This window comes from Amycolatopsis sp. NPDC098790 (assembly GCF_044759945.1).
Taxonomy (GTDB): Bacteria; Actinomycetota; Actinomycetes; order Mycobacteriales; family Pseudonocardiaceae; genus Amycolatopsis.
This window is the reverse complement of record NZ_JBIWAI010000001.1, coordinates 1,017,560-1,042,118: the sequence shown is the minus strand read 5'-3', so window position 1 is coordinate 1,042,118 and position 24,559 is coordinate 1,017,560. Positions and strand designations below refer to the sequence as shown.

Here is a 24,559-nt window from a genome sequence, read left to right as displayed (position 1 = left end):
TCGGTCGAATGTCCGAGACAGTATGTGAACAGTATTCGCGTTTCAAGCTTTGTTGTCGTACTTTAGACCTCGTGACCAGTGCGACGGTGTACGACTTGGCGACCAAGGACCTCGATCCACCCTTGGCCGTGGTCGACTTGGCGGCGTTCGACGCGAACGCCGACGACCTCCGCCGCCGCGCGGCGGGCAAGCCGATCCGGGTGGTCAGCAAGTCGGTCCGCTGCCGGGCGTTGTTGGAGCGCGTGCTCGCGATGCCGGGCTTCGAGGGCCTGATGTGCTACTCGCTGGCGGAGGCGATCTGGCACGCGGAACTCGGCACGACCGATGACATCGTCGTCGCCTACCCGACAGCGGACCACGAGGCTTTGCGACGTCTGGCCGCGTCTGACACCGCGCGCGCCGCGATCACGATCATGGTGGACTCGCCGGCGCACCTCGACCTGGTCGACGCCGCCCTCGGCCACGGCCACCCGGAAATCCGGGTCTGCCTGGAACTGGACGCATCGTGGCGCCCGCTGCCGAGAGTCCACGTCGGCACGCGCCGGTCTCCAATCTTCACGCCGAAGCAGGCATCGACGTTCGCCCAGCAGGTCCTGGCCCGCCCGGGCTTCCGCCTGGTGGGCGTGATGGCGTATGAAGGCCAGATCGCCGGCCTAGGCGACGCAGCGGGCGCGCGCCTGAACCGCCTGGTGATCGGCTGGATGCAGCGCCGTTCGGCGGTCGAGCTGAACCGCCGCCGCGGCGCCGCGGTCCGCGCGGTCGAGGCGGTGACGTCACTGGAGTTCGTGAACGGCGGAGGCACGGGAAGCATCGAGTCAACAGGAGCGGACGCGGTGGTCACGGAGATCGCGGCGGGCTCGGGCCTGATCGGCCCAACGCTGTTCGACGGCTACTCCCGCTTCAGCCCCCGCCCGGCGGCGTTGTTCGCGCTACCGGTGGTCCGCCGCCCCACGCGAAAGATCGCAACGCTCTTCTCGGGCGGCTACATCGCTTCGGGGCCGGCGGGTGCTTCGCGGGTGCCGCAGCCGTACTTGCCGACGGGCTTGAAGCTGCTGGGTTTCGAGGGAGCGGGCGAAGTCCAGACGCCGGTGACGGGCCGAGCAGCGCGTAGTTTGCAGCTGGGCGACCGGGTGTGGCTCCGGCACGCGAAGGCGGGGGAGCTGGCGGAGCGGTTCACGCACTACCACTTGGTGATGGGCGACCGGGTGGAGCGGACGGTCCCGACGTACCGGGGAGAGCACCAGAACTTCGGCTGAGGCTGGAATTCGCCCTCGCCCCGGCTGCGCGATTCACGCTGTAGCAGGGCGCGCGCTTGGTGGGGCGGGCTGTCCGCGTCTCGGCCAAGGCTCCACTACCCGTCGGCGTGGCCGCGCTCGGCGTGGTCGCTTCACCCGAAAGTCGGCTTGGCCGCGCTGCTCGCGCTTAACCTGGTGCCACTCGCGCTGAACTTTGCACCCGGGCTCAACCTGGCCCCACTTGCGCTGAGGCTGGCGCCACCTGCACATCGGTCTGGCAGCGTGGCGAATAACTCGGCTCGGTCGCGCCGGCCTGCAACCGGCCTGGCCACATCACTTGACTGGTCAAGCCGGGCACTCAACCCGGCCGACCGACTTGCTCATCCGGGCCCCTGCCCATCCGCCCTGCCGGCCGCCCCCACACGCAGCCCACCCTCCCGGGGGGAACCCCCACATCCAGTCTATCGGCGCCCACCGACAACCCGGCCCCGAAGACCCCAGTTGTCCACAGCCGCACCTACCTGTGGACAACTTCTGTGGACAGCTACGAACGCTCTCCGAACCGCGCCGCCAAGTACCCCTTCACCACGTACTTCGCCTCGGCCACGATCTTCTCGTCCCCCCGAGGATCCTTCCGGAACGCCAGCTTCAGCAACGCGTCCGCCACCTCGTTGGCGATCCCGATCGCGAACCGCAAATCCTCGACCGGCCGATCGACTTGCGTCGACACCAAGTCCGTCAGCGAGTCCACGATCACCGCGTTGTTGTCGCGCGTCTCGTCGAGCAGCTGGCGGTCGATGATGTCGCCGAAGTGGACCTTCGAGAACCCCGGCACCGTCCGGTGCATCTCCAGGTAGATGTCGAGGATCGAGTCCACGACGTCCCACCAGTGCTCCGGGCCGAGCTGCTTCAGGCGCTCGTTCACCGCGCCCACGAACCGCTCGAGGTTGCGGGCGGTAAGCGCTTGCACGACCGCTCGCTTGTCCGGGAAGAACTGGTACAGCGAACCGACCGCCACGCCCGCTCGTTTGGCGATCAAGGTCGTCGTCAGTGCGTCGTAACCGAGTTCGTCGATCAGCGCCGCGCTCGCGTCGAGCATCTGCTCGACCCGCTTCGCGCTTCGCTGCTGGACCGGCTGACGGCGCAAGGGGGTGGCTTCTGCCGGCACCTTCGCGGCCTGGATGTCGGACACGGCGCTCCTCCTCGTCTGATCTGGGACTTTATCGTGCCGACGGGCTTCCCCACGGACGAGTGAAGACCTAGTATATGAGAACTTTTCATGTTCACCCGTACGGGTGGCCTGACGAAGGGGTCAGCACCGGTGCAGAACCCGATCTTCCCGCCCGATTTCCTCTGGGGTGTCTCCACTTCCGCGTTCCAGATCGAGGGCGCCACCAGCGAAGGCGGGCGCGGACCGTCCATCTGGGACACATTCTCCGCGACCGAGGGCAAGATCGCCCGCGGGGAAGAAGCGAACGTAGCCGCCGATCACTACCACCGCTACCCCGAAGACATCGCGTTGATGGCCGAACTCGGCGTCGGCGCCTACCGGATGTCCATCGCCTGGCCGCGGATCCAGCCCACCGGCACCGGCAAGCCCAACCCCGAGGGCCTCGGCTTCTACGACAAGCTCATCGACGCCGTCTGCGAAGCCGGCATCGCCCCCGCCGTCACGCTCTACCACTGGGACACCCCTCAAGCGATCGAAGACGACGGCGGCTGGCTCTCCCGCACGACCGCTGAGCGCTTCGCCGAGTACGCCCACATCCTCGGCGAGCGCTTCGCCGATCGGGTGAAACTGTGGATTCCGCTCAACGAGCCCATGGTCATGTCCATCTTCGGCTACGCGATCGGCGAGTACGCGCCCGGTCAGACGCTCCTGCTCGACGCCATCCCGACCGCGCACCACCAGAACCTCGCCCACGGCCTCGCCGTCCAAGCCCTCCGCGCGGCCGGCGCGACGAACATCGGCACCGCCAACAACCACTCGCCGATCTGGCCGGCCGACGACACCGACAACGACGCCGCCGAATGGCTCGACGCCCTGCTCAACCGCCTCTTCGCCGACCCCGTGCTGCTCGGCAGCTACCCCGAACAGCTCCACGAGCACCTCCCCGCCGGGTTCGCCGACGACCTGCCCACCATCGCGCAGCCACTCGACTTCTACGGCGTCAACTACTACGAACCGCAAGGCGTCGCGAAGCCCGGGCCGGGCAACCCGCTGCCCTTCGAACTTCGCCCGATCGAGGGCTACCCGATGACGACGAACGACTCGCCGATCGTCCCGCACGCCCTGCGCGAGCTGCTGCTCGACTTCCACCGCCGCTACCGCGACAAGCTGCCGCCCATCCAGATCACCGAGAACGGCTGCAGCTTCGCCGACGTCGTCGCCGAGGACGGCGGCGTGCACGACCCCGAGCGGATCGACTTCCTGCACAGCCACCTCGTCGCGCTGCGCGAGGCGATGGACGCCGGCGTCGACGTGCGGGGTTACTTCTGCTGGTCCTTGATGGACAATTTCGAGTGGTCCAAGGGCTACGCGCCGCGCTTCGGCCTGGTGCACGTCGACTACGAAACCCTGCGGCGCACGCCGAAGGACTCGTTCCACTGGTACCGGAAGCTGGTGCGCGATGAGCAGTGAGACGACCCAAGCGCTCCCCGAAGCCCTCGCCGAGCCCGTCGTGCGGGTGCGGCCCGGCTGGATGAGCCTGCTGTTCTTCGCGAACATCGCGCTTTGGCTGGGGATCTACGCGCCGATCCAGGTGCTGCTGCCGCAGCAGGCCGAACTGCTCGACCAGGCGAACAAGGAGTTCGTGCTCGGCCTGGTCATGGGCGTCGGGGCGATCGTCGCGCTGGTCGTCAACCCGGCCGTCGGGCTGCTGTCCGACCGGACGACCTCGCGCTTCGGCCGCCGTCACCCGTGGACGGTCATCGGCGCCGCCGTCGCCGCCGTCGGGCTGCTCGTGCTGGCTTTCGCGCCGACTGTTGCGATCCTGATCGTCGGCTGGTGCCTCGTCCAAGCCGGGCTCAACGGCATGCTCGCCACGCTCATGTCCGCCATCGCCGACCGCGTGCCGGTCGGGCAGCGCGCGCAGGTCGGCGGGCTCGTCGGGATCGCGCAGATGCTCGGCACGGTGCTCGGCGCGGTCGTGGTCGTCGTGATGCTCGGCATCGCCGGGATTCCGCTGGCCTACGCGGTGTGCGCGGTCATCGTCGTCGCCGGTGCCGCGTTCTTCGTCTTCCGGACGCCGGACGCGCGCCTGCCGGTCGAGTTCCGGCCGTCGTCGCAGGCCGGCGAGGTCCTGCGCAACCTCTGGGTGTCGCCGCGGCGGCACCCGGACTTCGCGTGGGCCTGGTCGTGCCACTTCATGATCAACCTCGGCAACGCGTTCGGGACGCTCTACTTGCTGTTCTTCCTGAAGGACGCGGTGCACTACGAGGACCCGGACACGGGCCTGCTCATCATGATGGGGCTGTACGGCGTCGCGCTCGTCATCGGTGCCGTGCTCGCCGGCCACTTCTCGGACAAGTCCGGACGGCGTAAGCCGTACGTCCTTGCGGCCTCCGGTGTGATGGCATTGGCCGCTTTGCTGCTGGTCGTCTGGCAGAGCTGGCCGGTCGCGCTCGCCGCGTCGCCGCTGCTGGGCGTCGGCTTCGGTGCGTACATGGCCGTTGCGCTCGCGATGCTGACGCAGGTGCTCCCGACGGCGCAGGACCGCGCGAAGGACCTCGGCGTCATCAACATCGCGAACTCGCTGCCGCAGGTGGTCGCGCCGCTGCTGACGCCGCTGGTGCTGGCCTACCTGGGTGGCTATCCCGGCCTGTTCGCGGCTTCGGCCGTCGCGACGCTGCTGGCCGCGGTGCTCGTGCTGCGCGTGAAGGCGGTTCGCTAAAACTTGGAACCGCGGGCCGGTGCCGGTCGGGGGAGGGGAGTGCAACGGCACCGGCCCGCGGAATTCGAGGGCCGCTCGGGGGCGGGCATCGCGCGGCGAACCAGTGGTCCATACCGCGTGTGATGATCAATCTAGCGGGGGATTACCGCGTGGGCTAGGCCCAACGCGTATTTTTTTCGATTAATCGCGGTGGGGACCGGGTGGTGTGGCCGAGGACTGGTTCGCGCTGCTCGGGGGTGCGGGCGAAACAGTCCCCGGCCGGGGCGAGGCCGGCGCGGATCCGATGGGGCGATCGAATCGGCCGTGCTCGCCCGGTCTGGGTGGGTGGCGCCGGTGGGACCGGCGCGTACCCGGGTCGGGGTGGGGCGGGGTTGAGCCGGTGGAACGGTTCGGGCCGCGACCGCGGGAGGTGGCGACGACCCGGGTGGGTCAGGCGGTGACCGCTCGGCGCGGGTTCACGAGCGCGTGGCGCCCGGTGGTCTCGGCCGCGCTGGGGGCAGGGACGCCACGGTCCTGCGCCGGCACCGGGCTCTTGCGCCGCCCGCTCAGCCGGCTCGCCGGAGCCTGCTGCTGCGGGGCGAGGCCGCCCGCCACCAGGTGTTCGTGCGCGACCTGCCAGACCGAGCACGGCGCCTTGCAGCGGTGCCACCGGGTCGAACAGGTCGGGCAGTCGCCGCGCTCGTCGGGCTCGTGCATCTTCAGCATCGCGCGCCAGGCCTCCGTCAAGCGGGGCAGTTCGGAGCGCGCGACCGAGACGAGCGACTGGGCGTCGGCGCGGTTCGCCAGGTCGGTCAGCATGTCGAGGCGCTCCCAGACCGCGTTGCGGAGGACCTGCCCGAGTACCTGATCCATGATCAGCTCACCGTTACCTTTCCGCCATCTTGGCGGCTTCGTTGAGCGCGGCGCGCAGCTGGCCGAGCTGGCCGGACGTCAGCCGCGCGGTCTCGCCGGGGGGCGAGACCAGTACCACCTGGTTGTCCTCGACGAACACCGTCACCGCGCGCTCGCGGCTGATGAGGTCGCCGCACTGCACGCGCCACACCAGCTGACCGCCTTCGTAGTGGCGGACGCTCGCGGTGCGGGGGTCCACCGCGGCGGCCGGGGTGACGGGACGGACGGCGGAGACGGGGGAGACCGGCGACATCGCCGGCCGCACGGCGCGGGTGACCGTCCCGGCATGTCCCCCTGCGAACGAGTCCACGAACTCCACGCCCTTCTCCGCTCTGTCGAAAGTCTTTCGAAGATGCCTTCTGCAACATCCCTGCGGTTTTCGTAGCTCTCCGTGATCGCTGCCGGTGTCCGGGCGGTGACGGAGATCTGACAACTACAGTGAGGTGAAACCGGGTGCGATAGAAGGTCGAAATGGCGTCATAGCGGTGACCGGACCGGGTTCCACGGTAAGCGGTCAACGGACTTCGCCCGGACCGATCAGGGCACCAGTTCGGCTGTTCACACGGTTCCGCAGGTTTGCCTACGCTGTTTCACAGACGCCCGACCGGACAGTTGGAGGGGGCGCGATGGACGCCAGTAACGGTGGCAGTGCCGAAGCCCGGCAGAGCCACGCGGTTCCCGCTGACGCGTGGGAGCAGCCGGAGATGAGAGCGGCTCTCGCGTCCCGCGAGATCAGCGCCGTCTACCGCCTCTTGCGCAAGCACGGTGTCTCGCAGCGCCAGATCGCCGCGATGACCGGCCAGTCCCAGTCCGAGGTGTCGGAGATCCTCAAGGGTCGCCAGGTCATGGCCTACGACGTGCTCACGCGGATCGCCGACGGCCTGGGTGTCCCACGTGGGTACATGGGCCTCGCCTACGACGAGGCCACGGCGATACGCGTCGTCGGCTCCGCCGACGGCCAGCAGGCTGAGGAGGACGAGTCCGTGAAGCGACGGAGGTTCCTCGCGCACGCCGCCCAGGTCACGATGGGTGCGGCGGTGTTCGGTCCGGAGTCGGGCACCTGGTCGGCCGGGCCGGCCCGGACGCCGGCGCCCGGGCGCATCGGCATGACCGACGTGCGTCAGGTGGAGGCCGCGACGCGCGCCCTGCGCGCCCTGGACTACCAGTACGGTGGCGGGTTCTGCCGCGACGCCGTCGTGGCGCAGCTGTCCTGGGGACAGCAGATGCTCGAGGCGCACGGCACCGACATCGTCAAGAACCGCCTGTACGTGGCGCTGGCCGACCTGCACTCGCTGGCCGGCTGGACGTCGTTCGACACCGGCCTGATGGACTCCGCCCGCGGCCACTTCGCGAACGCGCTGGACCTGGCCAAGCAGGGCGAGAACCACCCGCTCGTCGCCAACGTCCTCTACCGGATGGGCCGCGTCTACCTGCACCAGGACGCCCCGAACGACGCGCTGAAGCTGTTCCAGCTGGGCCAGATCGCCGCCCAGGAAAGCGGTTCCGAGCTGGCCGTCTCCGTGCTCTGCGCGAACGAGGCGTGGGCCTACGCGATGATGGGCAACGAAGAGCAGGCCGTGAAGCTGCTCGGCCGGAGCAAGGACGAGTTCGAGCGCGCCAACCTGGCCGAGGCCGAGTCCTGGGTGAAGTTCTTCACCGAGACCGACGTCTACGCCATGGTCGGCACCGTCCACACCGTCCTCGCGCAGAAGAACACCGAGCACACCAAGTACGCCATCCCGGCGCTGACCAGGGCCGTCGAGTCCTACGACGACGAGATGGCCCGCTCCAAGACGTTCATGCTGAGTGCCCTGGCCACCAACCACCTGCTCGAGGGCGACCTCGACCACGGCGCCAAGGTCGGCGGCAAGGCCATCGACTGCGCCGAGGGCATCAAGTCCGAGCGGGTCAAGGACCGCATGCGGCCTCTGCAGGACGAGGCCGAGCGCCGCCGCAACAACGCCGACGCCCGTGACCTCGCCGACCGCCTCAACGCTTTCTACGCCGCCTGACGCCGAAGGGGCCGGGACCGTCTTGGACGGCCGGTTCACCTCCGGCAAGCTGCGTGGCGTACTGGCGTCGGCCTGCGCGCGGCTGGGTTTCGACCCGGCGGGCGCGCGGCTCCTGCGGTTCACGAACAACGCCGTGTACGCCCTGGTCACGGCGCCGTTCGTGATCCGGATCGTCGGCTCGACCCAGCTGCGGCACCGCGTCGGCACGGTCGTGCGCACAGCCCGGCACTTCGAACGCCACGGCGTCCCGGCGATCCGGCTGCTCGACACCGTCGAGCAGCCGATGGCGGTCGACGGGCACCTCGTGACCGTGTGGCACCAGGTGCCGAGCATCGGCCGGCCGGCGACGTCCACCGACCTGGCCCGGCTGCTGCGCCAGGTGCACGCGCTCCCGGCGCCCGACGGGCTCGCCGAGTGGGCGCCGTTCGCCGCGGTGCGGGCCCGGGTGTCCGACGCCGAGGAGCTCGGTGACGCCGACCGTGCGTTCCTGCTCGACCGCTGCGCCGAGCTCGAAGCCGCGCTGGCCGGGCTCGAATTCCCGCTGCCCAGGGGCCTGGTCCACGGCGACGCGTACCCCGGCAACGTCATCCCCGGCCCGGACGGGCCGGTGCTCTGCGACTTCGACTCCTCGTGCGTCGGCCCGCCCGAGTGGGACCTGACGCCGCTGGCGGTCGGCCGTGAACGGTTCGGCGACCCGCCGGTGCGCTACCGGACGTTCGCCGCGGCGTACGGCTTCGACGTGACGTCGTGGTCCGGGTTCGGTGTGCTCCGGGCGATCCGCGAGCTGAAGCTGACGACGAGCGTGCTGCCCATCCTGCGCAGCCGGCCCCAGGTGCGGCCCGAGCTGTTCCGCCGTCTGGACGACCTCCGCAGCGGCCGGACGGACGCGCGGTGGACGCGTTACCGCTGAGCCGGGTCTGTCACATCATGTGATCGGCGCCACAAACTGCACGTGCATTCGCCGACTGCAGATGACCGTTCGTCGCTTCCGAAATGGGCTCTTCTCAGGGTAGAAAGTTCGGTCCGACGGGTCGCCCCCAATGGTCTACCCATCAGCCCAATGCGCAAGTTGCAGCTACTGGGCGTGACCTGGAACCGGGTTCTACCTGCGGGGAAGGGTTTTCAGGACGCGACGACCGGCGCCCGCGTCAGCACCACGGCGAAGCCGAACGCCAACCCCATCACCGTCAGCTCGAGCGTCGCCCACGCGGCGAGCGCCGTGCGGTTGTGCCGGACGATCTGCGGCATCAGCCGGAAGCGGGTGTACGCGCCGAGCAGCGCGATGACGCCGGTGCACAGGAACTTGAGGACGAACAGCTGCCCGTACGGCGTCGTGAAGATCGCCGCCCAGAAGCCGATGGTCGGGTTGAGCGAGATCTCGACGAGGCCGTTGAACAGCCCGGTCGCCGCCGAGAGGACCAGGCAGAGCGTCGCGAGCTTCGAGAACCGGGGCAGCGCGTGCGCCAGCAGCGTCCGGTTCGCGACGAGGAGCACGGTCATCGCGCCGAGGCCGCCCGTCCAGGCGACCGCGCTCATGACGTGCAGCTCCATCGAGATCATCGTGTAGTCGTGGTAGTTCCAGTTCGACGCGTGCCCGGTGACCGGCAGCGGCAGCAGCGCGAACAAGCCGAGCCCGACGCGGACCTCGGCGGGCACCTTCTCGCCGAAACGCAGCGCCAGCGCGCCGATCCCGGCGTGCACGAGCGCGAGCACGGCGACGATGACGAGCGCCTTGCCCGCGCCGACGGCGACGATGTAGTCGCCGATGTCCCCGGCGGTGAGCGTCGACGAGCCGGGCTTGTACTCCGCGGTCTGCAGGACCAGCGCGACGACGGCGGCCGTCGCCCAGACCAGCGCGGCCGCGACGCCTGCCGGGCGGGCCAGCCGCATGATCGGCTCGGTCAGCTTCGGGCGGTCGTAACCGACGAGCACCGACAGCAGCGCGAGGCCGATGGTCGTGACCGCGGCGAGGTCGAGCAGCACCCGCACGACCGGGATTCCGGCCGAGACCACCGCGCTCGGCTCCACCACCCCGGGGACCGGGGTGGTGGACAGGAGCGCGACGCCGATCAGGGCGCCGAGCAAGCCCGCCGTCACGACGCAGAGCAGCGTCGCGTAGCGGGGTTTCGCGGTGGTCTCGGCCTGGGTCATCAGTTCTTCTCTTCCACCGACCGGCCCGAGCGCAGCGCCACGGTGAGCCCGATGGCCAGCAGCACGACGGCGCCGGCGATCCAGACCCAGATCGGCACCCCGGTCGAGCCGGACTGCGGCGCCGCCTGCGACGAGCTGCCCGGCGACTTCGCCGCGTCGACGGTCGCCGGCGTGCCGGTGCCCGCCGCGGTCAGGGTGAAGGAGAGCTCACCGGTCACCGGGTGGCCGTCCGCGGAGAGCACCCGGTAGCCGACGGTGTACTTGCCGGCCGGCCCGAGCGGCCGCAGGGGCGCGCTGATGACGTTGTTCACCACGCTGATCGGGCCCTCGGCCCACTGGCCGCCGCCGGGTCCGGTCACCGCGATCTGGTTGACGTCCGCGCCCTGCACGTACTGGTCGAACGTCAAGCTGATCTTCTGCGGGCCGGCGGCGATCGAAGCGCCGTTCGCCGGGTCCGAGGAGATCAGCACGTTGTGCGCCAGCGCCGGGGTGGCCGTGCCGAGCACGGCCACCACCGTCAGCGCCAGCGCGACGAGCGCCTTCCTCATCTAGCTGTTGCCTCCCGACTTGGCCGTGGCCTTGCGGGCCCGGATGGTCGCGCCGGCCCCGACGCCGAGGCCGATGGCGCCGACGAGCAGGCCGGCGCCGCCGAGCCAGCGGGCCGTGCTGTCCGACGTCGCCGCCGCGGCTTCAGTCTGCTCCCCGGTGGTGGCCGCCGTGTTGGCGCCCATCGCGGCGTGGTCGTCGCCTTCCGCGGCCTTCGCGGCCAGCTTCACGACCGGCGCCGGGTGCTCCGGCTCCTCGCCGCCCGCAGGGGTCGCCTGGGTCCAGTCGACGACCTTGCCGTCGCTGTAGGTCTGGTGCGCCGGGAACTCGACCTGGTCCACGTTGGTCGGCAGCGGGCCGAAGGAGACCGAGAACTCCTGGTAGTCGGTGGCCTTGAGCTCGCTGCCCGCCTGCGCGGTCCAGGTCACCGCGGTGACGGCTTCGGTGATCTGCGTGCCGTTGTCCTTGGTGATCGGGGTCGGCAGCTTCGACTTCGTGACCTCGGCGGTCCAGCCGGGGACCGGCTTGGTCCGCACCGAGCCGATGCCGTAGTCCGCCTTGAAGTCGACGGCGACCTTCGTCGTGGTGACCGGGTCCTTCTCCTCGCTCGGCACGCGGAAGACGATCGCCGCGTACCCGCCCTTCGTCGGCTGCGGGCCGTAGACGTTGGCGGTGACGTGCGCGGAGGCGACGCCGGCACCGAGGAGACCGGCGACACCGACGGTGGCGGCGAGGAAACCGGCGCGCTTGAAGACGTGCTGGGACATGGGTTCACTCCTGATGAACTCAAGAAGGGGCAGCGGACTCGGGGGTCCGCTGGTTCGGGGACGAGCTGGGGGTCAGGAGTGGACCGGTGGGCCGCGTCGCCCGCGGATCCGGCGCAGGTCGACGCCGACGAGGTGCCCCGGCGCCGAGGTGCGGGCGGGGACGAGCGCGGGGGCCGCGGCCGGCACCGGCAGCGGCGTGAGCAGCCGCGGCAGGATCGCGCGCAGCACGGCCAGGACCGTGAGCAGCGTCGCGTCCGCGCGGGCGAGCAGGAGCGCGGTGGCCAGGGTGGCGACCGAGTGCGCGGCCACCATGCCGAGCCCGGTGCTGCCGGGCGTCGCGTACACGTCGTGGTGGCCGGCGAGCGTGGTGAGCAGCAGGTGCATCACGAGCTGGGCGGCACCGAGCAGGGCGATCGTGGCGACCGGCCCGCGCGCCTTGCGAGCCAGCGCGGTCGCGGTCCAGCCGAAGAGGCCGGTGAGCAGCACGGTCATCGCCGGGTCCGGCAGGCCGCCGTCGGCGAGCCGGTGCGCGGTCACGGAGAGCGCCGCCGCGGACACGGCGAGCGACACGCCCCGGGTAGCACCGAGCACGGCGGGACGCCGTGCCGGAACGCTCATGAGGAGCAGCCTAAGGGACCTTTCCCCGGGTGAGCGTGTGATCCCGTGAAGTGAGCACACACCGAGTTCACGGACCACGCCACGCCGTGGTTCAGGCCATTTGTTGCCGATCACGCCCGTCAGGGCCAAGGTGGGCGGCACCGGTGGGCCGAAACGGGGGTTTGGTCCGGCCATGAGCTGGGTACTGAGCCGTCGGTCAGGAACTAGCCCGTTCGGGTGAGAGCCTGCGCAAAGGGCGGGAGAGCGGACACGGATGAACCTCTTCGACTACATCTCCGACCGGGCGAGCAAGCTCTGGCTGGAGGCTTACCTGCACACCAGCATGGTGGTGCAGTGCACGATCCTCGCGGCGGTGCTCGGCGTGCTGATCGGGATCGCGGTCTACCGCAGCCCGATCGGTTCGGCGGTGGCCACGGCGCTGGCGAGCACGATCCTGACGGTTCCGTCGTTCGCCCTCCTGGGCCTGCTGATCCCGCTTTCGGGGCTCGGTCCGACGACGGCCGTGATCGCGCTGGTGCTCTACGGCCTGCTGCCGATCGTCCGGAACACCATCGTCGGGCTCGACGGGGTCGACCCGGCCGTCGTCGACGCCGCGCGCGGCATCGGGATGAGCCGCTTCGGCGTGCTGACCCGGGTCGAGCTGCGGCTGGCGTGGCCGGCGATCCTCACCGGCATGCGCGTCGCGACGCAGATGCTGATGGGCATCGCGGTGATCGCCGCCTACGCGAAGGGACCCGGCTTCGGCGCCGAGGTCTTCTCCGGGCTCACGAACGCGGGGAGCACGAACTCCCTGAACCAAGCCGTCACCGGAACGGTCGGGGTCGTCATCCTCGCGCTGATCCTCGACGGCATCTACGTCCTGATCAAGCGCTTCACCATTTCGAGGGGTGTCCGTGGCTGAGAACGAGGAAGTCTCCGGCGTCGAGATCGAGCTGGAGCACGTGACCAAGCGGTACCCCGGCACCCGCGAAGCCGCCGTCGACGACTTCTCGATGGTCGTGCCCGCAGGCAAGATCGTGGTCTTCGTCGGCCCGTCCGGCTGCGGCAAGACGACGACCATGCGGATGATCAACCGCCTGGTCCAGCCGACGTCCGGCAAGATCACCATCGGTGGCGAGGACGCGGGCAAGCTCGACGTCGACACCCTGCGCCGCCGGATCGGCTACGCCATCCAGCAGGCCGGCCTGTTCCCGCACTTCACCGTGGCGCAGAACATCGCGGTCGTGCCGGGCCTGCTCGGCTGGGACAAGAAGAAGGTCAACGACCGGGTCGAGGAGATGATGGACCTGGTCGGGCTCGACCCGGCCGACTTCCGCGACCGCTTCCCGCGCCAGCTGTCCGGCGGGCAGCAGCAGCGCGTCGGCGTCGCGCGGGCGCTCGCCGCGGACCCGCCGGTGCTGCTGATGGACGAGCCGTTCGGCGCGGTCGACCCGATCACCCGCGGCAACCTGCAGGACGAGCTGCTGCGCCTGCAGAGCGAGCTGAAGAAGACGATCGTGTTCGTCACGCACGACTTCGACGAGGCCGTGAAGCTCGGCGACAAGATCGCGGTGCTCGGCAACCAGTCGTCGATCCTGCAGTACGACACGCCCGAGGCGATCCTGGCCAACCCGGCCGACGACACGGTCGCCGGCTTCGTCGGCGCGGGCGCGTCGCTGAAGCAGCTGACGCTGCTGCGGGTCCGGGACGTCGAGCTGGCGCAGGACGCGCTGACCGCGTCGGTCGACGACGACCCGGCCGAGGTCCGCAAGAAGCTCGAAGACCAGCGCAAGCACTTCGCGCTGGTGCTGGACGCGCGCCGCCGCCCGACGCGCTGGGTCCACGCGCGCGACCTGCGGGCGGGGGCGTCGCTGGCCCACGCGGGCAAGCCGCTGCGGGACATCGTCAGCCTGCAGTCGACGCTGCAGGACGCGCTCGAGGCGATGCTCGCCGAGGGCGGGTCGGTGCCGGTGACCGGCGCGCGCGGCGAGTACGCGGGCACCATCCAGCTGGACACCGTGATCGCGACCATCCAGCAGCTGCGCGACGAACACACGAACGGTGAAGAGGTGTCCGCATGACGGCTGCCGTCGATACCGGTTTCAGCACCGAGTCCGGCTCCAGGCGCGCGGAACGCGTCCGCCTCTTCGCCCAGCCCGTCGCCGTGCTGGTCATCGTCGCGGTGACGCTGGTCTCGGTGTTCTCCAGCGGGCTGACCGCGACGGAGAAGGAGACGCTCAACGCGTCGTCGCTGCTGACCGCGTTGTGGGACCACGTGCTGATGACGCTCGTGGTGACCGCGATCGTCGTCCTGGTCGCGGTGCCGCTCGGGGTCATCGTGACGCGGCCGTGGGCGCGCTTCCTCGCGCCGATCTTCCTGGCGATCGCGAACATCGGCCAGGCCGCGCCCGCGCTGGGCGTGCTGGTGCTGTGGTTCATCGTCACCGGCGCGACCGGCGGGATCTGGGTGGCGGCGCTGCCGCTGGCCTTCTACTCGCTGCTGCCGGTGCTGCGGAACACGATGGTGGGCATCCAGCAGGTCGACCCGGCGCTGATCGACGCCGGCCGCGGCATCGGGATGTCGTCGGCCGCGGTGCTGTGGCGGGTCGAGCTGCCGCTCGCCGTCCCGCTGATCCTGGCCGGCCTGCGCACGTCGCTCGTGCTGGCGGTCGGCACGGCGACGTTCGGCATGTTCGTCAACGCCGGCGGGTTCGGCCTGCTGATCGACACCGGCTACAAGCTGAACCTGACCTCGGTGCTGGTGACCGGCTCGGTGCTGGCGGTCGCGCTGGCGCTGCTGGTGGACTGGCTGGGCGCGGTCGCCGAACAGTTCTTCGGACCGAAGGGGCTGCGATGAAGATCCGGCGACTGCTCTGCGTGGCTCTGCTGGGAGTGACGCTTTCGTCGTGCGGCCTGACGGTCAACCAGGCGGTGCCCTACGACATCCAGCCGGGCTCGATCCAGCCGATCCCGTCGCTGCAGGGCCTGAAGGTGACGGTGGGGTCGAAGGACTTCACCGAGAACATCATCCTGGCGTACATGGCGGAGATGGCCCTGACGGCGGCCGGCGCCGACGTCGTCGACCTGTCCGACATCAAGGGCTCCAACTCCTCGCGCCAGGCGCTGCTGTCCGGCCAGACCGACGTCACGTGGGAGTACACGGGCACGGGCTGGATCAACTACCAGGGCAACGAGCTCCCGGTCCCGGGCGGCGAGAAGGCCCAGTACGAGGCGACGGCCAAGGCGGACGAGGAGAAGTTCGGCGTCACGTGGCTGAACTACTCGCCGCTGAACGACCAGTACGCCTTCGCCGTCACCGAGGCGTACGGCGCGCAGAACAACCTGAAGACGACGTCCGACCTGGCGGCGTTCATCAAGCAGAAGCCGGACCAGGCGGTGTTCTGCCTGGAGACGGAGTTCACCAGCCGTCAGGACGGCTTCCCGGCGGCGGTGAAGGCGTACGGCTTCCAGGGCCCGACGGTGAAGAACTTCGGCATCGGCACGATCTACTCGGCGGTGGCGAGCGGAACGTGCCCGGTCGGCGAGGTCTTCACGACCGACGGCCGGATCTCGGGCCTCAACCTCCGGGTGCTGGAGGACGACAAGAAGGCGTTCCCCCAGTACAACGCGGTGGCGACGCTGCGAACCGAGTGGCTGAAGCAGCACCCGGAGGTCCGCGGCCCACTGGAGAAGGTAAGCGCGGCGATCGACAACGAGCAGATGGTCGAGCTGTGCAAGCAGGTCGACGTCGACGGCCAGGACGCGGGCAAGGTCGCCCACGACTGGATGGTCAAGAAGGGCTTCGTGAAGTAGCCGAACGGCCGGGCAGCGATCACGTTGCCCGGCCGTTTGTCAAATCAGCTATCCACAGGCACGGAGTTGTCCACAGATTTCCGCGGCACCCGTTTCGGCCCCACCGCCGATAGAACCGGGTGAACAGCCGGAGAGCACGGCGACGCCTCGGCCGAACGTTATGAACGACTCTTTCATGCCGTCCGACGCGCTGAAAGAGTCGTTCATGCCGTCCGGCCCGGCCTGCCAACCTGGCCAGGTTGGCCGACGGCGAGGATCGCAAAGCCGCAAACAACAGGCTCGACTTCGGTCATTGAAGACGTTGGCGGATCCGTCGCGGCGTGTGCGGGCGCGACTTTGCCGGGCCCCTGCCGGGACAGGGCGGGGGCTGCGGTCAGATCCCGAGCCGGTGCAGCAGCTGGCCTTCCAGCCGCTCCAGCTCGCCGGCCACCGCGCGGTGCACGGCCTTGCGCCGTGCCGCTGGCATCCGCTCCGCCGCGCGCACCGATGCCGACAGCTGCTCCAGCGTGCTCAGCGAGTCGTTCGCGAACTCCTGGTCCGCCTTCGACGCCTTCTCCGACTTCTGCAGGTCGCGGCAGCCGTCGGCGAGGCCCGCGATCCGGGCGTGCAGGGCCGCGCCGCGGCCGGTGTACTCGCCCAGCCGGTCGACCGAGACCCCCAGCTTGCGCGCCTGGTAGCGGTCGTACGCGTCCCGCGCGGCGCCCGCCGCGCGCACCGCGAACGGCGCCACCACCGGGATCACCGCCGGGCCGAGCACCTTCGCCACCGCGACCGCGTTCTTCGCCCTCTTAGGGGTGAACCTGGCATCACCCTCGACCTTGGCCTTGCGCGCCATGGCACCTCCTGCGACGTGTCGACGTCGAACTTACTGGTAGCCAGGGTGGCGGGCATGTCGGCTCGGCGGTGGGATCTAGAGTGATCTCCATGCAGGGTGAGGTGGTACTCGACGCGGGCGCGGTCAGCCGCTGCCGCCGTCGCGTGCACCTCGAGCACGACCCGGCGATGCGCGAGGTACCGCTTTCGCCGCCGGACCCCACGGCGCAGCAGCGGATCGCCGACGCGACCGCCCACCGCGAGGACATCGTCAGCAGGCTGATGGCGGCCAACCCCGGGCACTGGGTGAAGATCGACCGCGACCTGCCTGCCCACGAACGCGTCGAGCTGACTGAGCAGGCCTTCGCCGCCGAAGCGCAATACGTCTGGGGCGCGCTGTTCCCGGTCGACGCGGCCGGGCACCGGCGCGGCGGCGTCGACCTGCTCGTGCGCACCGGCCGCGGGTACGTCCCGGTGCTCGTCGTGCGCCACCGGATCTCCGACCGCGGCGCGGGCGCGATTGTCACCGAGCTGACCGACCTCGACCCGGCGCACCGCACGGCCGACGAAGGCCGCAAGGTCCGGTCGCAGCCGCGCGACCAGCTCCGGCTTGTGCACACCCGCCGCATGCTGCAGACGCTCGGACACGCCGACGAGAGCCTCGCCATCGGCGGCGTCATCGGTCTCGACGCCGACGTCGTCGTCTGGCACGACCTCACCGCGGGCACCTGGCCGGGCGGGCGCAACGCGTTGACCGAGTACCAGGTCCGGTTCGCCGACCGGCTCGCCATCGCGACGGCGGCCGCGAACGGCGAGGAGCCGCTGGCCGAGCCGTCGCGCGTGCTGGAGTGCCGCCGCTGCCCGTGGTGGCCGACGTGCGAGGTCGTGCTCACCGAAACCCGCGACGTCAGCCTCGTGGTCCGCGGCGAGGACGCGGTGGAGCTGCGCCGCGCCGGCGTGTCCACTGTGGACAAGCTGGCCGCGCTCGACCCGACCGGCGACGCGCCGGACGTGAACTGGACGGGCGTGACGTTCCCGGACGCGGTCGTCCTCGCCCGCGCGTGGCTGGCCGACCTGACGCTGGTGCGTCGCGTCGACCGCGTCGAGGTGCCGCGCGCCGACGTCGAGGTCGACGTCGACATGGAGAGCTTCGGCGACGCCGGCGCGTACCTCTGGGGCTGCTTGCTCACGGGTGCCGACATCGGTGTCGCGCCGGGCTACCGCGCGTTCGCGACGTGGGATCCGCTGCCGACCGGCGACGAGGCCCGCTCGTTCGCCGAGTTCTGGGCGTGGCTGACCGACGTCCGCGAGCGCACCGAAGCGGCCGGCCTGACCTTCCGCGCCTACTGCTACAACGCGCTCGCCGAGAACCGCTGGCTCTTCGGCTCGGTCGAGCGCTTCGGCGACCACCCGGGCATCCCCACGAAGAAGGAAATCCAGTCCTTTGTGGACTCCGACGAGTGGGTCGACCTCTTCCGGAGCGTCACCGACCAGTTCCTGTGCTCCCACGGCAAGGGCCTGAAGGTGATCGCCCCGGTGGCGGGCTTCTCGTGGCGCGACCCGGAAGCGGGCGGCGAGGCGTCGATGCGCTGGTACCGCGACGCGGTCGGCATGGACGGCGAGAAGCCCGACAACGAGCAGCGCGAGCGCCTGCTGCGCTACAACGAGGACGACGTCCTGGCGACGCACGCGCTGCGCGAGTGGATCGACGAGCGGGCGCAGGCCGAAGTGCCGTACATGTTCGATCTCTGAGTAGTTCGTCGACTAAGACACTTGCCTGCTGGCACGTCTTGCGTATACTCGTCGACGAGTACTCGCTAACGAGGAGTCGGCATGAAGAAGCGGAAGGTCGGCAGCATGCTCGGCCTCGCCGTGCTGTCCGTCGCGCTGGAACGCGCGATGCACCCGTACGAGATGGCGGCCGTGCTGAAGGAACGCGGCAAGGACGCCGACATGCCGATCAAGTGGGGCTCGCTCTACACGGTCGTCGCGAACCTGGAGAAGCACGGCTTCCTGGAGGCCGTCGAGAGCGTTCGCGATGGCGGACGTCCCGAGCGGACCGTCTACCGGATCACCCCGGCCGGCCGGGCGGAGTTCGAGGACTGGGTCCGCGAGCTCGTCAGCACGCTCGACCGGGAGCCGCCGCGGTTCAAGGCCGGGCTGTCGATGATCGGTGTCCTGGGTCCGGACCAGGCGATCAGCCGGCTGCGGGAGCGGCTCGCCCTGCTTGACGAGCACGCCGAGACGCAGCGGTCGGCGTTGGAGCAGCTGCGGCCGCTGATGCCGCGGCTGTTCCTGGTGGAGGCCGAGTACGACCTCGCGATGACGGAAGCCGAGGGGCGCTGGGTGCGCGGCTTCCTCGAAGAACTGACCACCGGCGCCTTGCCCGGCATCGAGGCGTGGCGCCGATACCACGAAACCGGCGAATTCCCGGACGACCTGGGGGAGTTCGTGGAGAGGTAGGAACCGATGGAGACCACTCGCAAGCACAAGGTGCCCGAGATGGAGGGCTTCCAGGCCCGCTGGTACGCCAAGAACCGCGGCACCGAAGCCCAGCTCGCGCAGTACCGGAAGCAGGCGGCCGAGGTCACGTCCGGGCTGCCCGAGGGTGCCGAGATCCTGGAAGTCGCGCCCGGCCCGGGCTTCTTCGCCGTCGAACTCGCAAAGCGCGGCTTCCGCGTCACCGGGCTCGACATCAGCCACACGATGGTCGAGATCGCCCGCGAAAACGGCCCGGACGTCGACTTCCGCCAAGGCGACATCACGCACGCGCCGTTCGACGCGGAGTCGTTCGACTTCCTCGTCTGCCAGGCCGCGTTCAAGAACTTCCGGCAGCCGGTGGCGGCGCTGAACGAGATGCACCGGGTCCTGCGCCCGGGCGGGTTCGCGGTGATCCACGACCTCAACCACGAGGCCACCGCCGCGGACATCGGCCGCGAAGTCGCGTCGATGAACGTCGGCGTGGTCAGCGGCTTCACCGTCCGGCGGACGCTGGGCTGGCTGCGGCGCCGGGCGTTCACGCGGGAGCAGTTCGAATCACTGGCCGCCGAAAGCGCTTTCGGCGGTTGCTCGGTGACGACCGACGGCATCGGCCTGGAGGTCCGCCTCACCCGCTGAGGCAAGCGGAGCTTTCGTAGGGAAAGTTCGGCTTCGAGGGTCCTCGAGCCGAACTTTCCCTACGAAAGTGCCGTCGTCGGGGTCAGCGAGGGGCCATCCGGAGCGAGCCGTCCATGCGGACGACCTCGCCGTTCAGGTAGTCGTGGTCGATGAGCGACAGCGCGAGCTGCGCGTACTCGTCCGGCCGCGCGAGGCGCTTCGGGAACGGGATGCCGGCGGCGAGCGTCGCGCGGAACTCCTCGCTGACCGTGGCGAGCATCGGCGTGTCGACGATGCCCGGCGCGATGGTCAGCACGCGGATGCCGTGCGACGCCAGGTCGCGGGCCGCGGGAAGCGTCATGCCGACGACGCCGCCCTTGGACGACGAGTAGGCGACCTGCCCGATCTGGCCGTCGAACGCGGCGATCGACGCGGTGTTGATGATGACGCCGCGGGCGTCGTCCTCGAGCGGCTCGGTCTTGGCGATCGCTTCGGACGCGACGGTCAGCACGTTGAACGTCCCGACCAGGTTGATCTGGATGACCTTCGCGTACAGCGCGAGGTCGTGGCGGCCCTTCTTGGACAGGATCCGCGCGGACGGCCCGATGCCGGCGCAGTTCACCACGGTCCGCAGCGGAACGCCGGCGCCCGAAGCCGTCGCGACGGCGGCCTCGACCTGCTCGACGTCGGTGACGTCCGCCTCGACGTAGGTGATGCCGTCGATCTGCTCGGCCTTCTCGATGGACGGCGCCAGGTCGAGCGCGAACACCCGCGCGCCCTTGGCCGCGAGGGCCTTCGCCGTCGCCCCGCCGAGGCCGGACGCGCCCCCGGTGACCAGCGCCGCGGTGTCGGTGATCTGCATCTTTGCCGTTCCCTTCGTACTCCGATTCGCGGACTCAGGTTAACGCTCGTTCGCAGGCGGGGTTCGTGTCTTCGCTCACCGCTTCCGGGGACGACTGTTTCCGTTAGCGCGGAGGTCAACTCCGGCTGTCACCTTCAGCACCATGACGCCAGCTCGGATCGTGGTGGTAGGGACCGGTTACGTCGGACTGACCACGGGGGCCTGCCTGGCCAGTCTGGGGCATTCCGTCACCTGCGTGGACGTCGACCGCGCGAAGGTGTCGCGCCTCGCCGCCGGCCGCGTCGACATCCTCGAACCGGGGCTGGCCGACCTGGTCACCCGCGGGATCGCGGCGGGCCGCCTCCAGTTCGTCGTCGGCGCGCGGGACGCGGTCCGCGACGCCCAGGCGGTGTTCCTCTGCGTACCGACGCCGATGGGCGCGGGCGGTTCCGCGGACCTGCGCGCGGTCGAGGCCGTGGCCGCCGAGATCGGGGACGTCCTGCCCGCCGGCTGCGCGCTCGTCACCAAGTCGACGGTGCCGGTCGGCACGTCGAAGCGGATCCAGGCGATGCTCGGCCGCACCGACGTGCCGGTGGTGTCGAACCCCGAGTTCCTCCGCGAAGGCACCGCGGTGGCGGACTTCCTGGGCCCGGACCGGATCGTCGTCGGCTCGGACGACTTCGCGGCCGCGCGCTGGGTTGGCGAGCTGTACGCCGAGCTGGACGCGCCGGTCGTCGTCGCCGACGCGGCCAGCGCGGAACTCGTGAAGTACGCCGCGAACTGCTACCTCGCGCTGAAGCTGTCCTACGTCAACTCGATCGCCGAGCTGTGCGAACGGCTCGGCGCGGACATCAACCTCGTCACCGAAGGCATGGGCTACGACCGCCGGATCGGGCGGACGTTCCTCAAGCCCGGCCCCGGCTGGGGCGGCTCGTGCCTGCCGAAGGACACGAGCGCGCTGGTCAAGGTCGCCGAGTCGGTCAACTACGACTTCAAGATGCTGACCTCGGCGATCGACGAGAACATCGCCCAGCGCGACCGGATCGTCGCGAAGATCGCGGGCGCGGTCGGCGGCACGCTGGCCGGCGCGCGGATCGGCGTCCTGGGCCTGGCGTTCAAGGCGGGCACGAACGACCTGCGCGATTCGCCCGCGCTCGCCGTCGCCTCGGTGCTGGGCGCGCTGGGCGCCGAACTGGTCGCCTACGACCCGGCCGTCGACGGCGAAATCGCCGGGATGACCGTGGTCGACGACGCCTACCAGGTCGCGAAGGACGCGGACGCCGTCGTCGTGCTGACCGAGTGGGCCGAGTTCAAGCACCTCGACTGGGCCGCGATGGCCGAGCTGATGGAGGGCATCGACGTCGTCGACACGCGGAACCTGCTGGACCCGCGGGCGATCGTCGACGCGGGCCTGTCCTGGCAGGGCGTCGGGCGCCCGCGGGCGGCGGCGCGAATCAAGGTTTCCTGACGGCGCGCTCTTGGTTATGGTGATCGGCACGGCATCGCGTGTCGGTCACCGGCTGGGTGAGGCATGGAGGTGGCGGGAGTGCCCGTGGAGGCATTTCACCGTGTCAGTTTCCGTTTCCGTTTCCGTTTCCGTTGAACCATTTGATCGTCCCGTCCCGGAACAACCGGGAATCCGCCGAATTCCTGGCGAACCTGCTCGGCCTCGAAGTCGGGGAGGAATGGGGTCCGTTCATCCCCGTCGAGACGCGCAACGGCGTCCGGCTGGACTTCGCGACCATCCCCGAAGAGGACCTGCGCCTGCAGCACTACTGCTTCTTGATCCCGGAGGACGACTTCGACGCCGTGTTCGCGCGGCTCGTCGAAACGGGCGTGACCTACCACGCCGACCCGATGGGAAAGCAGATCGGCGAAATCAACCACAACCACGGCGGCCGTGGCGTCTACTTCCTCGATCCCGGTGGGAACGGGATGGAGGTCATCACGCAGCCGTACGAGCCGGAACGGCGGCGGCCGGCGTCCTGGTAAAAGTTCCTTAGCAATGCGTACTATCGGGGCATGTTCACGACGAGGCCGGAGCTGGCCGGCACCTTCGGGATGGTGGCATCGACGCACTGGCTGGCCTCGGCCACCGGGATGGCGGTGCTGGAGGACGGCGGCAACGCGTTCGACGCGGCGGTCGCCGCCGGGTTCGTCCTGCAGGTCGCCGAGCCGCACCTGTGCGGGCCGGCGGGCCAGGTACCCGGCCTCTTCGTGACGGCGGACGACCCGACCCCGCGGGCGCTGGCCGGCCAAGGCCCGTCGCCCGCGGGGGCCACCGTCTCGCACTTCGCGTCGCTCGGGCTCGACTTGATCCCGGGCAGCGGCCTGCTCCCGGCAACGGTCCCGGGCGCGTGGGACGCGTGGCTCCTGCTGCTGCGCGACTACGGGACGAAGCCGCTTCGCACGGTGCTGTCGTACGCGATCGGCTACGCGCGCAACGGCGTCCCGTTGGTGTCGCGGGTCGGCGACACGATCAGCGCGGTGTCTCAGCTGTTCACCGAGCACTGGCCGACGTCGGCGGCGCTGTGGATGCCGTCCGGCAAGCCGGCTTCCGGCTTGCACCGGAACCCGGCGCTGGCGGACACGTGGGAGCGTCTGCTGCGGGAGGCGGAGTCGGTTTCGGGGCGCGAGGCGCAGATCGACGCGGGACGTCGTGCCTGGTCGCAGGGTTTCGTCGCCGAAGCGATCGACGCGTTCAGCCGTCAGGCGTTCCGCGACGACTCCGGCCGCGACCACGCGGGATTGCTGACGGGCGAGGACCTGGCGTCGTGGTCGGCGACGTACGAGGACCCGGCGTTCGTGGACGTCGACGACTGGCGCCTGGTCAAGATGGGCGGCTGGACCCAGGGGCCGGCGCTGCTGCAGCAGGCGTTGTTGTTGCACGGCTTCCGCGACGAGCTGTCCTATGTGGACGGAATCCCGTCGGAGCGCACGGTGCACTTGGCGACCGAAGCGGCGAAGCTGGCGTTCGCGGACCGCGAGGCGTGGTACGGCGACACGGACGTGCCGCTGGACGTGCTGCTTTCGGCTTCCTACACCGACTCTCGCCGCGCTCTCATCGACGACACGGCGTCTCCTGCGCTTCGGCCTGGCGACGCCCGCGGCCCCGCGCGTCTACCGGCGATCTTGGATTCGCTGCAGGGAGTTCAGGCGGAGGGTGGAGCGACGGGCGAGCCGACGGTGGGGCCCCAGGGCCAGACGCGAGGCGACACGGTCCACCTGGACGTCGTCGACGCGGCGGGCAACCTGGTGTCCCTGACGCCGTCCGGCGGCTGGCTGCAATCGAGCCCGACGATCCCGTCGCTGGGCTTCTGCCTGGACTCGCGTGGCCAGATGTTCTGGCTGGAGGAGGGTCTGCCGAACTCGCTGGCCCCGCGCAAGCGCCCCCGGATCACGCTGTCGCCGTCGTTGGCGCTGCGCGACGGGGTGCCGACGCTGGCATTCGGCACCCCGGGCGGCGACCAGCAGGACCAGTGGCAGCTGTGCTTCTGGCTGGCCCACGTGTACGGCGGCCTGAACCTCCAGGAGTCGATCGACTCCCCGGCCTGGCACACGACGGCGTTCCCGAGTTCGTTCTACCCGCGCTCGTGGAACCCGCGTGAGCTGGTGGTGGAGTCGAGGCTGGGTTCGTCCACATTGGACGCCTTGCGCGAGCGAGGCCACTCACTGGTCGACGCAGGCGACTGGGCCCTCGGCCGCCTGTCGGCGGTATCGCGCTCGGACGGTCTGCTGCGAGCGGCGGCGAACGCCCGGGGCATGCAGGGCTACGCAGCCGGCAGGTAGGTGGTCGTGGGGGTGGAAAAATGGTGTTAAAAAATGTGAAACAAACCCACCCGGCACCCCGGAGAAGGGGCGGGGGGCCCCCCCCCCCCCCCCCGCGCGGATCATTAGGACCCCC

At 70.2% G+C, this 24,559-nt stretch carries 24 protein-coding genes; 15 read left to right on the top strand and 9 right to left on the bottom strand.

What is annotated here, in order from left to right; translation table 11 throughout:
• Nucleotides 1-71 precede the first annotated feature (71 nt).
• Complete coding sequence (locus tag ACIQWX_RS05245; RefSeq protein ID WP_400865823.1) at nucleotides 72-1,256, top strand: amino acid deaminase/aldolase; 1,185 nt, start codon at nucleotides 72-74, stop codon at nucleotides 1,254-1,256.
• A gap of 523 nt (nucleotides 1,257-1,779) precedes the next feature.
• Here the strand turns inward: ACIQWX_RS05245 and ACIQWX_RS05240 are convergent.
• Nucleotides 1,780-2,427 (bottom strand): TetR/AcrR family transcriptional regulator, encoded by a 648-nt coding sequence (locus tag ACIQWX_RS05240; RefSeq protein WP_400865820.1) that lies wholly within the window; start codon nucleotides 2,425-2,427, stop codon nucleotides 1,780-1,782.
• 129 nt (nucleotides 2,428-2,556) lie between these two features.
• Between ACIQWX_RS05240 and ACIQWX_RS05235 the strand changes: the two genes are divergently transcribed.
• Nucleotides 2,557-3,876 carry a GH1 family beta-glucosidase gene (locus tag ACIQWX_RS05235; protein ID WP_400869402.1) on the top strand — a complete coding sequence of 440 codons (1,320 nt, stop codon included), beginning with the start codon at nucleotides 2,557-2,559 and terminating at the stop codon, nucleotides 3,874-3,876.
• Nucleotides 3,866-5,128, top strand: coding sequence for an MFS transporter (locus ACIQWX_RS05230; protein ID WP_400865817.1), 1,263 nt, complete (start codon nucleotides 3,866-3,868; stop codon nucleotides 5,126-5,128). Before ACIQWX_RS05235 ends, ACIQWX_RS05230 begins: the two co-directional genes overlap by 11 nt.
• 429 nt (nucleotides 5,129-5,557) lie before the next feature.
• Here the strand turns inward: ACIQWX_RS05230 and ACIQWX_RS05225 are convergent, their stop codons facing one another.
• Complete coding sequence (locus ACIQWX_RS05225; protein ID WP_372667629.1) at nucleotides 5,558-5,980, bottom strand: hypothetical protein; 423 nt, start codon at nucleotides 5,978-5,980, stop codon at nucleotides 5,558-5,560.
• A gap of 13 nt (nucleotides 5,981-5,993) precedes the next feature.
• A complete protein-coding gene (locus ACIQWX_RS05220) occupies nucleotides 5,994-6,338 on the bottom strand; it encodes a hypothetical protein (protein ID WP_364467245.1) in 345 nt (114 codons plus the stop codon).
• A gap of 307 nt (nucleotides 6,339-6,645) precedes the next feature.
• On the opposite strand from ACIQWX_RS05220, the gene ACIQWX_RS05215 reads away from it, so the two are divergent.
• Complete coding sequence (locus tag ACIQWX_RS05215; protein ID WP_086675045.1) at nucleotides 6,646-8,031, top strand: helix-turn-helix transcriptional regulator; 1,386 nt, start codon at nucleotides 6,646-6,648, stop codon at nucleotides 8,029-8,031.
• A gap of 22 nt (nucleotides 8,032-8,053) precedes the next feature.
• A complete protein-coding gene (locus ACIQWX_RS05210; RefSeq protein WP_400865812.1) occupies nucleotides 8,054-8,941 on the top strand; it encodes a phosphotransferase family protein in 888 nt (295 codons plus the stop codon).
• Between the two features lie 212 nt (nucleotides 8,942-9,153).
• On the opposite strand, the gene ACIQWX_RS05205 is transcribed toward ACIQWX_RS05210, so the two are convergent.
• From ACIQWX_RS05205 to ACIQWX_RS05190, 4 genes are all read right to left on the bottom strand, one after another.
• The gene (locus ACIQWX_RS05205) at nucleotides 9,154-10,182 is read right to left on the bottom strand and encodes a copper resistance D family protein (protein WP_400865809.1); all 1,029 of its coding nucleotides are present in this window, start codon (nucleotides 10,180-10,182) and stop codon (nucleotides 9,154-9,156) included.
• On the bottom strand, nucleotides 10,182-10,730 hold the full coding sequence (locus ACIQWX_RS05200; protein ID WP_400865806.1) for a copper resistance protein CopC: 549 nt from the start codon (nucleotides 10,728-10,730) through the stop codon (nucleotides 10,182-10,184). The genes ACIQWX_RS05205 and ACIQWX_RS05200 overlap by 1 nt, the downstream gene beginning before the upstream one ends.
• Nucleotides 10,731-11,495 (bottom strand): YcnI family protein, encoded by a 765-nt coding sequence (locus ACIQWX_RS05195; RefSeq protein WP_400865803.1) that lies wholly within the window; start codon nucleotides 11,493-11,495, stop codon nucleotides 10,731-10,733.
• Nucleotides 11,496-11,567: 72 nt separating this feature from the next.
• Complete coding sequence (locus ACIQWX_RS05190; RefSeq protein WP_400865800.1) at nucleotides 11,568-12,113, bottom strand: hypothetical protein; 546 nt, start codon at nucleotides 12,111-12,113, stop codon at nucleotides 11,568-11,570.
• Nucleotides 12,114-12,366: 253 nt separating this feature from the next.
• Here ACIQWX_RS05190 and ACIQWX_RS05185 point away from each other — a divergent pair, with 253 nt between their 5' ends.
• Genes ACIQWX_RS05185 through ACIQWX_RS05170 form a run of 4 tightly spaced genes read left to right on the top strand, consistent with a single transcriptional unit; the run spans nucleotide 12,367 to nucleotide 15,905 of the window.
• Complete coding sequence (locus ACIQWX_RS05185; protein WP_364463846.1) at nucleotides 12,367-13,014, top strand: ABC transporter permease; 648 nt, start codon at nucleotides 12,367-12,369, stop codon at nucleotides 13,012-13,014.
• Nucleotides 13,007-14,173: an ABC transporter ATP-binding protein gene (locus ACIQWX_RS05180; RefSeq protein ID WP_400865796.1), complete on the top strand. Its 1,167-nt coding sequence runs from the start codon at nucleotides 13,007-13,009 to the stop codon at nucleotides 14,171-14,173. Before ACIQWX_RS05185 ends, ACIQWX_RS05180 begins: the two co-directional genes overlap by 8 nt.
• Nucleotides 14,170-14,949, top strand: coding sequence for an ABC transporter permease (locus ACIQWX_RS05175; protein WP_400865793.1), 780 nt, complete (start codon nucleotides 14,170-14,172; stop codon nucleotides 14,947-14,949). The genes ACIQWX_RS05180 and ACIQWX_RS05175 overlap by 4 nt, the downstream gene beginning before the upstream one ends.
• The gene (locus tag ACIQWX_RS05170; RefSeq protein ID WP_400865790.1) at nucleotides 14,946-15,905 is read left to right on the top strand and encodes a glycine betaine ABC transporter substrate-binding protein; all 960 of its coding nucleotides are present in this window, start codon (nucleotides 14,946-14,948) and stop codon (nucleotides 15,903-15,905) included. The genes ACIQWX_RS05175 and ACIQWX_RS05170 overlap by 4 nt, the downstream gene beginning before the upstream one ends.
• Nucleotides 15,906-16,278: 373 nt before the next feature.
• On the opposite strand, the gene ACIQWX_RS05165 is transcribed toward ACIQWX_RS05170, so the two are convergent.
• Nucleotides 16,279-16,740, bottom strand: a complete 462-nt coding sequence (locus tag ACIQWX_RS05165; RefSeq protein WP_400865787.1) for a DUF6474 family protein — start codon at nucleotides 16,738-16,740, stop codon at nucleotides 16,279-16,281.
• A gap of 89 nt (nucleotides 16,741-16,829) precedes the next feature.
• Here ACIQWX_RS05165 and ACIQWX_RS05160 point away from each other — a divergent pair, with 89 nt between their 5' ends.
• The 3 genes from ACIQWX_RS05160 to ACIQWX_RS05150 all read left to right on the top strand — a co-directional run bounded on the left by ACIQWX_RS05160 (nucleotide 16,830) and on the right by ACIQWX_RS05150 (nucleotide 19,835).
• Nucleotides 16,830-18,470 carry a TM0106 family RecB-like putative nuclease gene (locus ACIQWX_RS05160; RefSeq protein ID WP_400865784.1) on the top strand — a complete coding sequence of 547 codons (1,641 nt, stop codon included), beginning with the start codon at nucleotides 16,830-16,832 and terminating at the stop codon, nucleotides 18,468-18,470.
• A gap of 81 nt (nucleotides 18,471-18,551) precedes the next feature.
• The gene (locus ACIQWX_RS05155; protein ID WP_400865781.1) at nucleotides 18,552-19,181 is read left to right on the top strand and encodes a PadR family transcriptional regulator; all 630 of its coding nucleotides are present in this window, start codon (nucleotides 18,552-18,554) and stop codon (nucleotides 19,179-19,181) included.
• Nucleotides 19,182-19,187: 6 nt separating this feature from the next.
• Nucleotides 19,188-19,835, top strand: coding sequence for a class I SAM-dependent methyltransferase (locus ACIQWX_RS05150; protein ID WP_400865778.1), 648 nt, complete (start codon nucleotides 19,188-19,190; stop codon nucleotides 19,833-19,835).
• An 82-nt stretch (nucleotides 19,836-19,917) separates the two neighbouring features.
• On the opposite strand, the gene ACIQWX_RS05145 is transcribed toward ACIQWX_RS05150, so the two are convergent.
• Nucleotides 19,918-20,676, bottom strand: a complete 759-nt coding sequence (locus ACIQWX_RS05145) for an SDR family NAD(P)-dependent oxidoreductase (protein ID WP_400865775.1) — start codon at nucleotides 20,674-20,676, stop codon at nucleotides 19,918-19,920.
• A 142-nt stretch (nucleotides 20,677-20,818) separates the two neighbouring features.
• Here ACIQWX_RS05145 and ACIQWX_RS05140 point away from each other — a divergent pair, with 142 nt between their 5' ends.
• The 3 genes from ACIQWX_RS05140 (at nucleotide 20,819) to ACIQWX_RS05130 (ending at nucleotide 24,444) form a co-directional block, all read left to right on the top strand.
• The gene (locus ACIQWX_RS05140) at nucleotides 20,819-22,123 is read left to right on the top strand and encodes a UDP-glucose dehydrogenase family protein (RefSeq protein ID WP_400865772.1); all 1,305 of its coding nucleotides are present in this window, start codon (nucleotides 20,819-20,821) and stop codon (nucleotides 22,121-22,123) included.
• Nucleotides 22,124-22,254: 131 nt separating this feature from the next.
• A complete protein-coding gene (locus tag ACIQWX_RS05135) occupies nucleotides 22,255-22,647 on the top strand; it encodes a VOC family protein (RefSeq protein WP_400865769.1) in 393 nt (130 codons plus the stop codon).
• Between the two features lie 30 nt (nucleotides 22,648-22,677).
• On the top strand, nucleotides 22,678-24,444 hold the full coding sequence (locus ACIQWX_RS05130; RefSeq protein ID WP_400865766.1) for a gamma-glutamyltransferase family protein: 1,767 nt from the start codon (nucleotides 22,678-22,680) through the stop codon (nucleotides 24,442-24,444).
• Nucleotides 24,445-24,559: the final 115 nt, after the last annotated feature.

Bases quoted from the DNA above. Each gene is read 5' to 3' on its own strand.
- ACIQWX_RS05170 (WP_400865790.1), top strand. From the start codon at position 14,946: ATGAAGATCCGGCGACTGCTCTGCGTGGCTCTGCTGGGAGTGACGCTT.
- ACIQWX_RS05130 (WP_400865766.1), top strand. From the start codon at position 22,678: ATGTTCACGACGAGGCCGGAGCTGGCCGGCACCTTCGGGATGGTGGCA.
- ACIQWX_RS05200 (WP_400865806.1), bottom strand. From the start codon at position 10,730: ATGAGGAAGGCGCTCGTCGCGCTGGCGCTGACGGTGGTGGCCGTGCTC.
- ACIQWX_RS05165 (WP_400865787.1), bottom strand. From the start codon at position 16,740: ATGGCGCGCAAGGCCAAGGTCGAGGGTGATGCCAGGTTCACCCCTAAG.
- ACIQWX_RS05205 (WP_400865809.1), bottom strand. From the start codon at position 10,182: ATGACCCAGGCCGAGACCACCGCGAAACCCCGCTACGCGACGCTGCTC.
- ACIQWX_RS05145 (WP_400865775.1), bottom strand. From the start codon at position 20,676: ATGCAGATCACCGACACCGCGGCGCTGGTCACCGGGGGCGCGTCCGGC.
- ACIQWX_RS05190 (WP_400865800.1), bottom strand. From the start codon at position 12,113: ATGAGCGTTCCGGCACGGCGTCCCGCCGTGCTCGGTGCTACCCGGGGC.
- ACIQWX_RS05215 (WP_086675045.1), top strand. From the start codon at position 6,646: ATGGACGCCAGTAACGGTGGCAGTGCCGAAGCCCGGCAGAGCCACGCG.
- ACIQWX_RS05150 (WP_400865778.1), top strand. From the start codon at position 19,188: ATGGAGACCACTCGCAAGCACAAGGTGCCCGAGATGGAGGGCTTCCAG.
- ACIQWX_RS05230 (WP_400865817.1), top strand. From the start codon at position 3,866: ATGAGCAGTGAGACGACCCAAGCGCTCCCCGAAGCCCTCGCCGAGCCC.
- ACIQWX_RS05155 (WP_400865781.1), top strand. From the start codon at position 18,552: ATGAAGAAGCGGAAGGTCGGCAGCATGCTCGGCCTCGCCGTGCTGTCC.
- ACIQWX_RS05175 (WP_400865793.1), top strand. From the start codon at position 14,170: ATGACGGCTGCCGTCGATACCGGTTTCAGCACCGAGTCCGGCTCCAGG.
- ACIQWX_RS05160 (WP_400865784.1), top strand. From the start codon at position 16,830: ATGCAGGGTGAGGTGGTACTCGACGCGGGCGCGGTCAGCCGCTGCCGC.
- ACIQWX_RS05185 (WP_364463846.1), top strand. From the start codon at position 12,367: ATGAACCTCTTCGACTACATCTCCGACCGGGCGAGCAAGCTCTGGCTG.
- ACIQWX_RS05225 (WP_372667629.1), bottom strand. From the start codon at position 5,980: ATGGATCAGGTACTCGGGCAGGTCCTCCGCAACGCGGTCTGGGAGCGC.
- ACIQWX_RS05195 (WP_400865803.1), bottom strand. From the start codon at position 11,495: ATGTCCCAGCACGTCTTCAAGCGCGCCGGTTTCCTCGCCGCCACCGTC.
- ACIQWX_RS05140 (WP_400865772.1), top strand. From the start codon at position 20,819: ATGACGCCAGCTCGGATCGTGGTGGTAGGGACCGGTTACGTCGGACTG.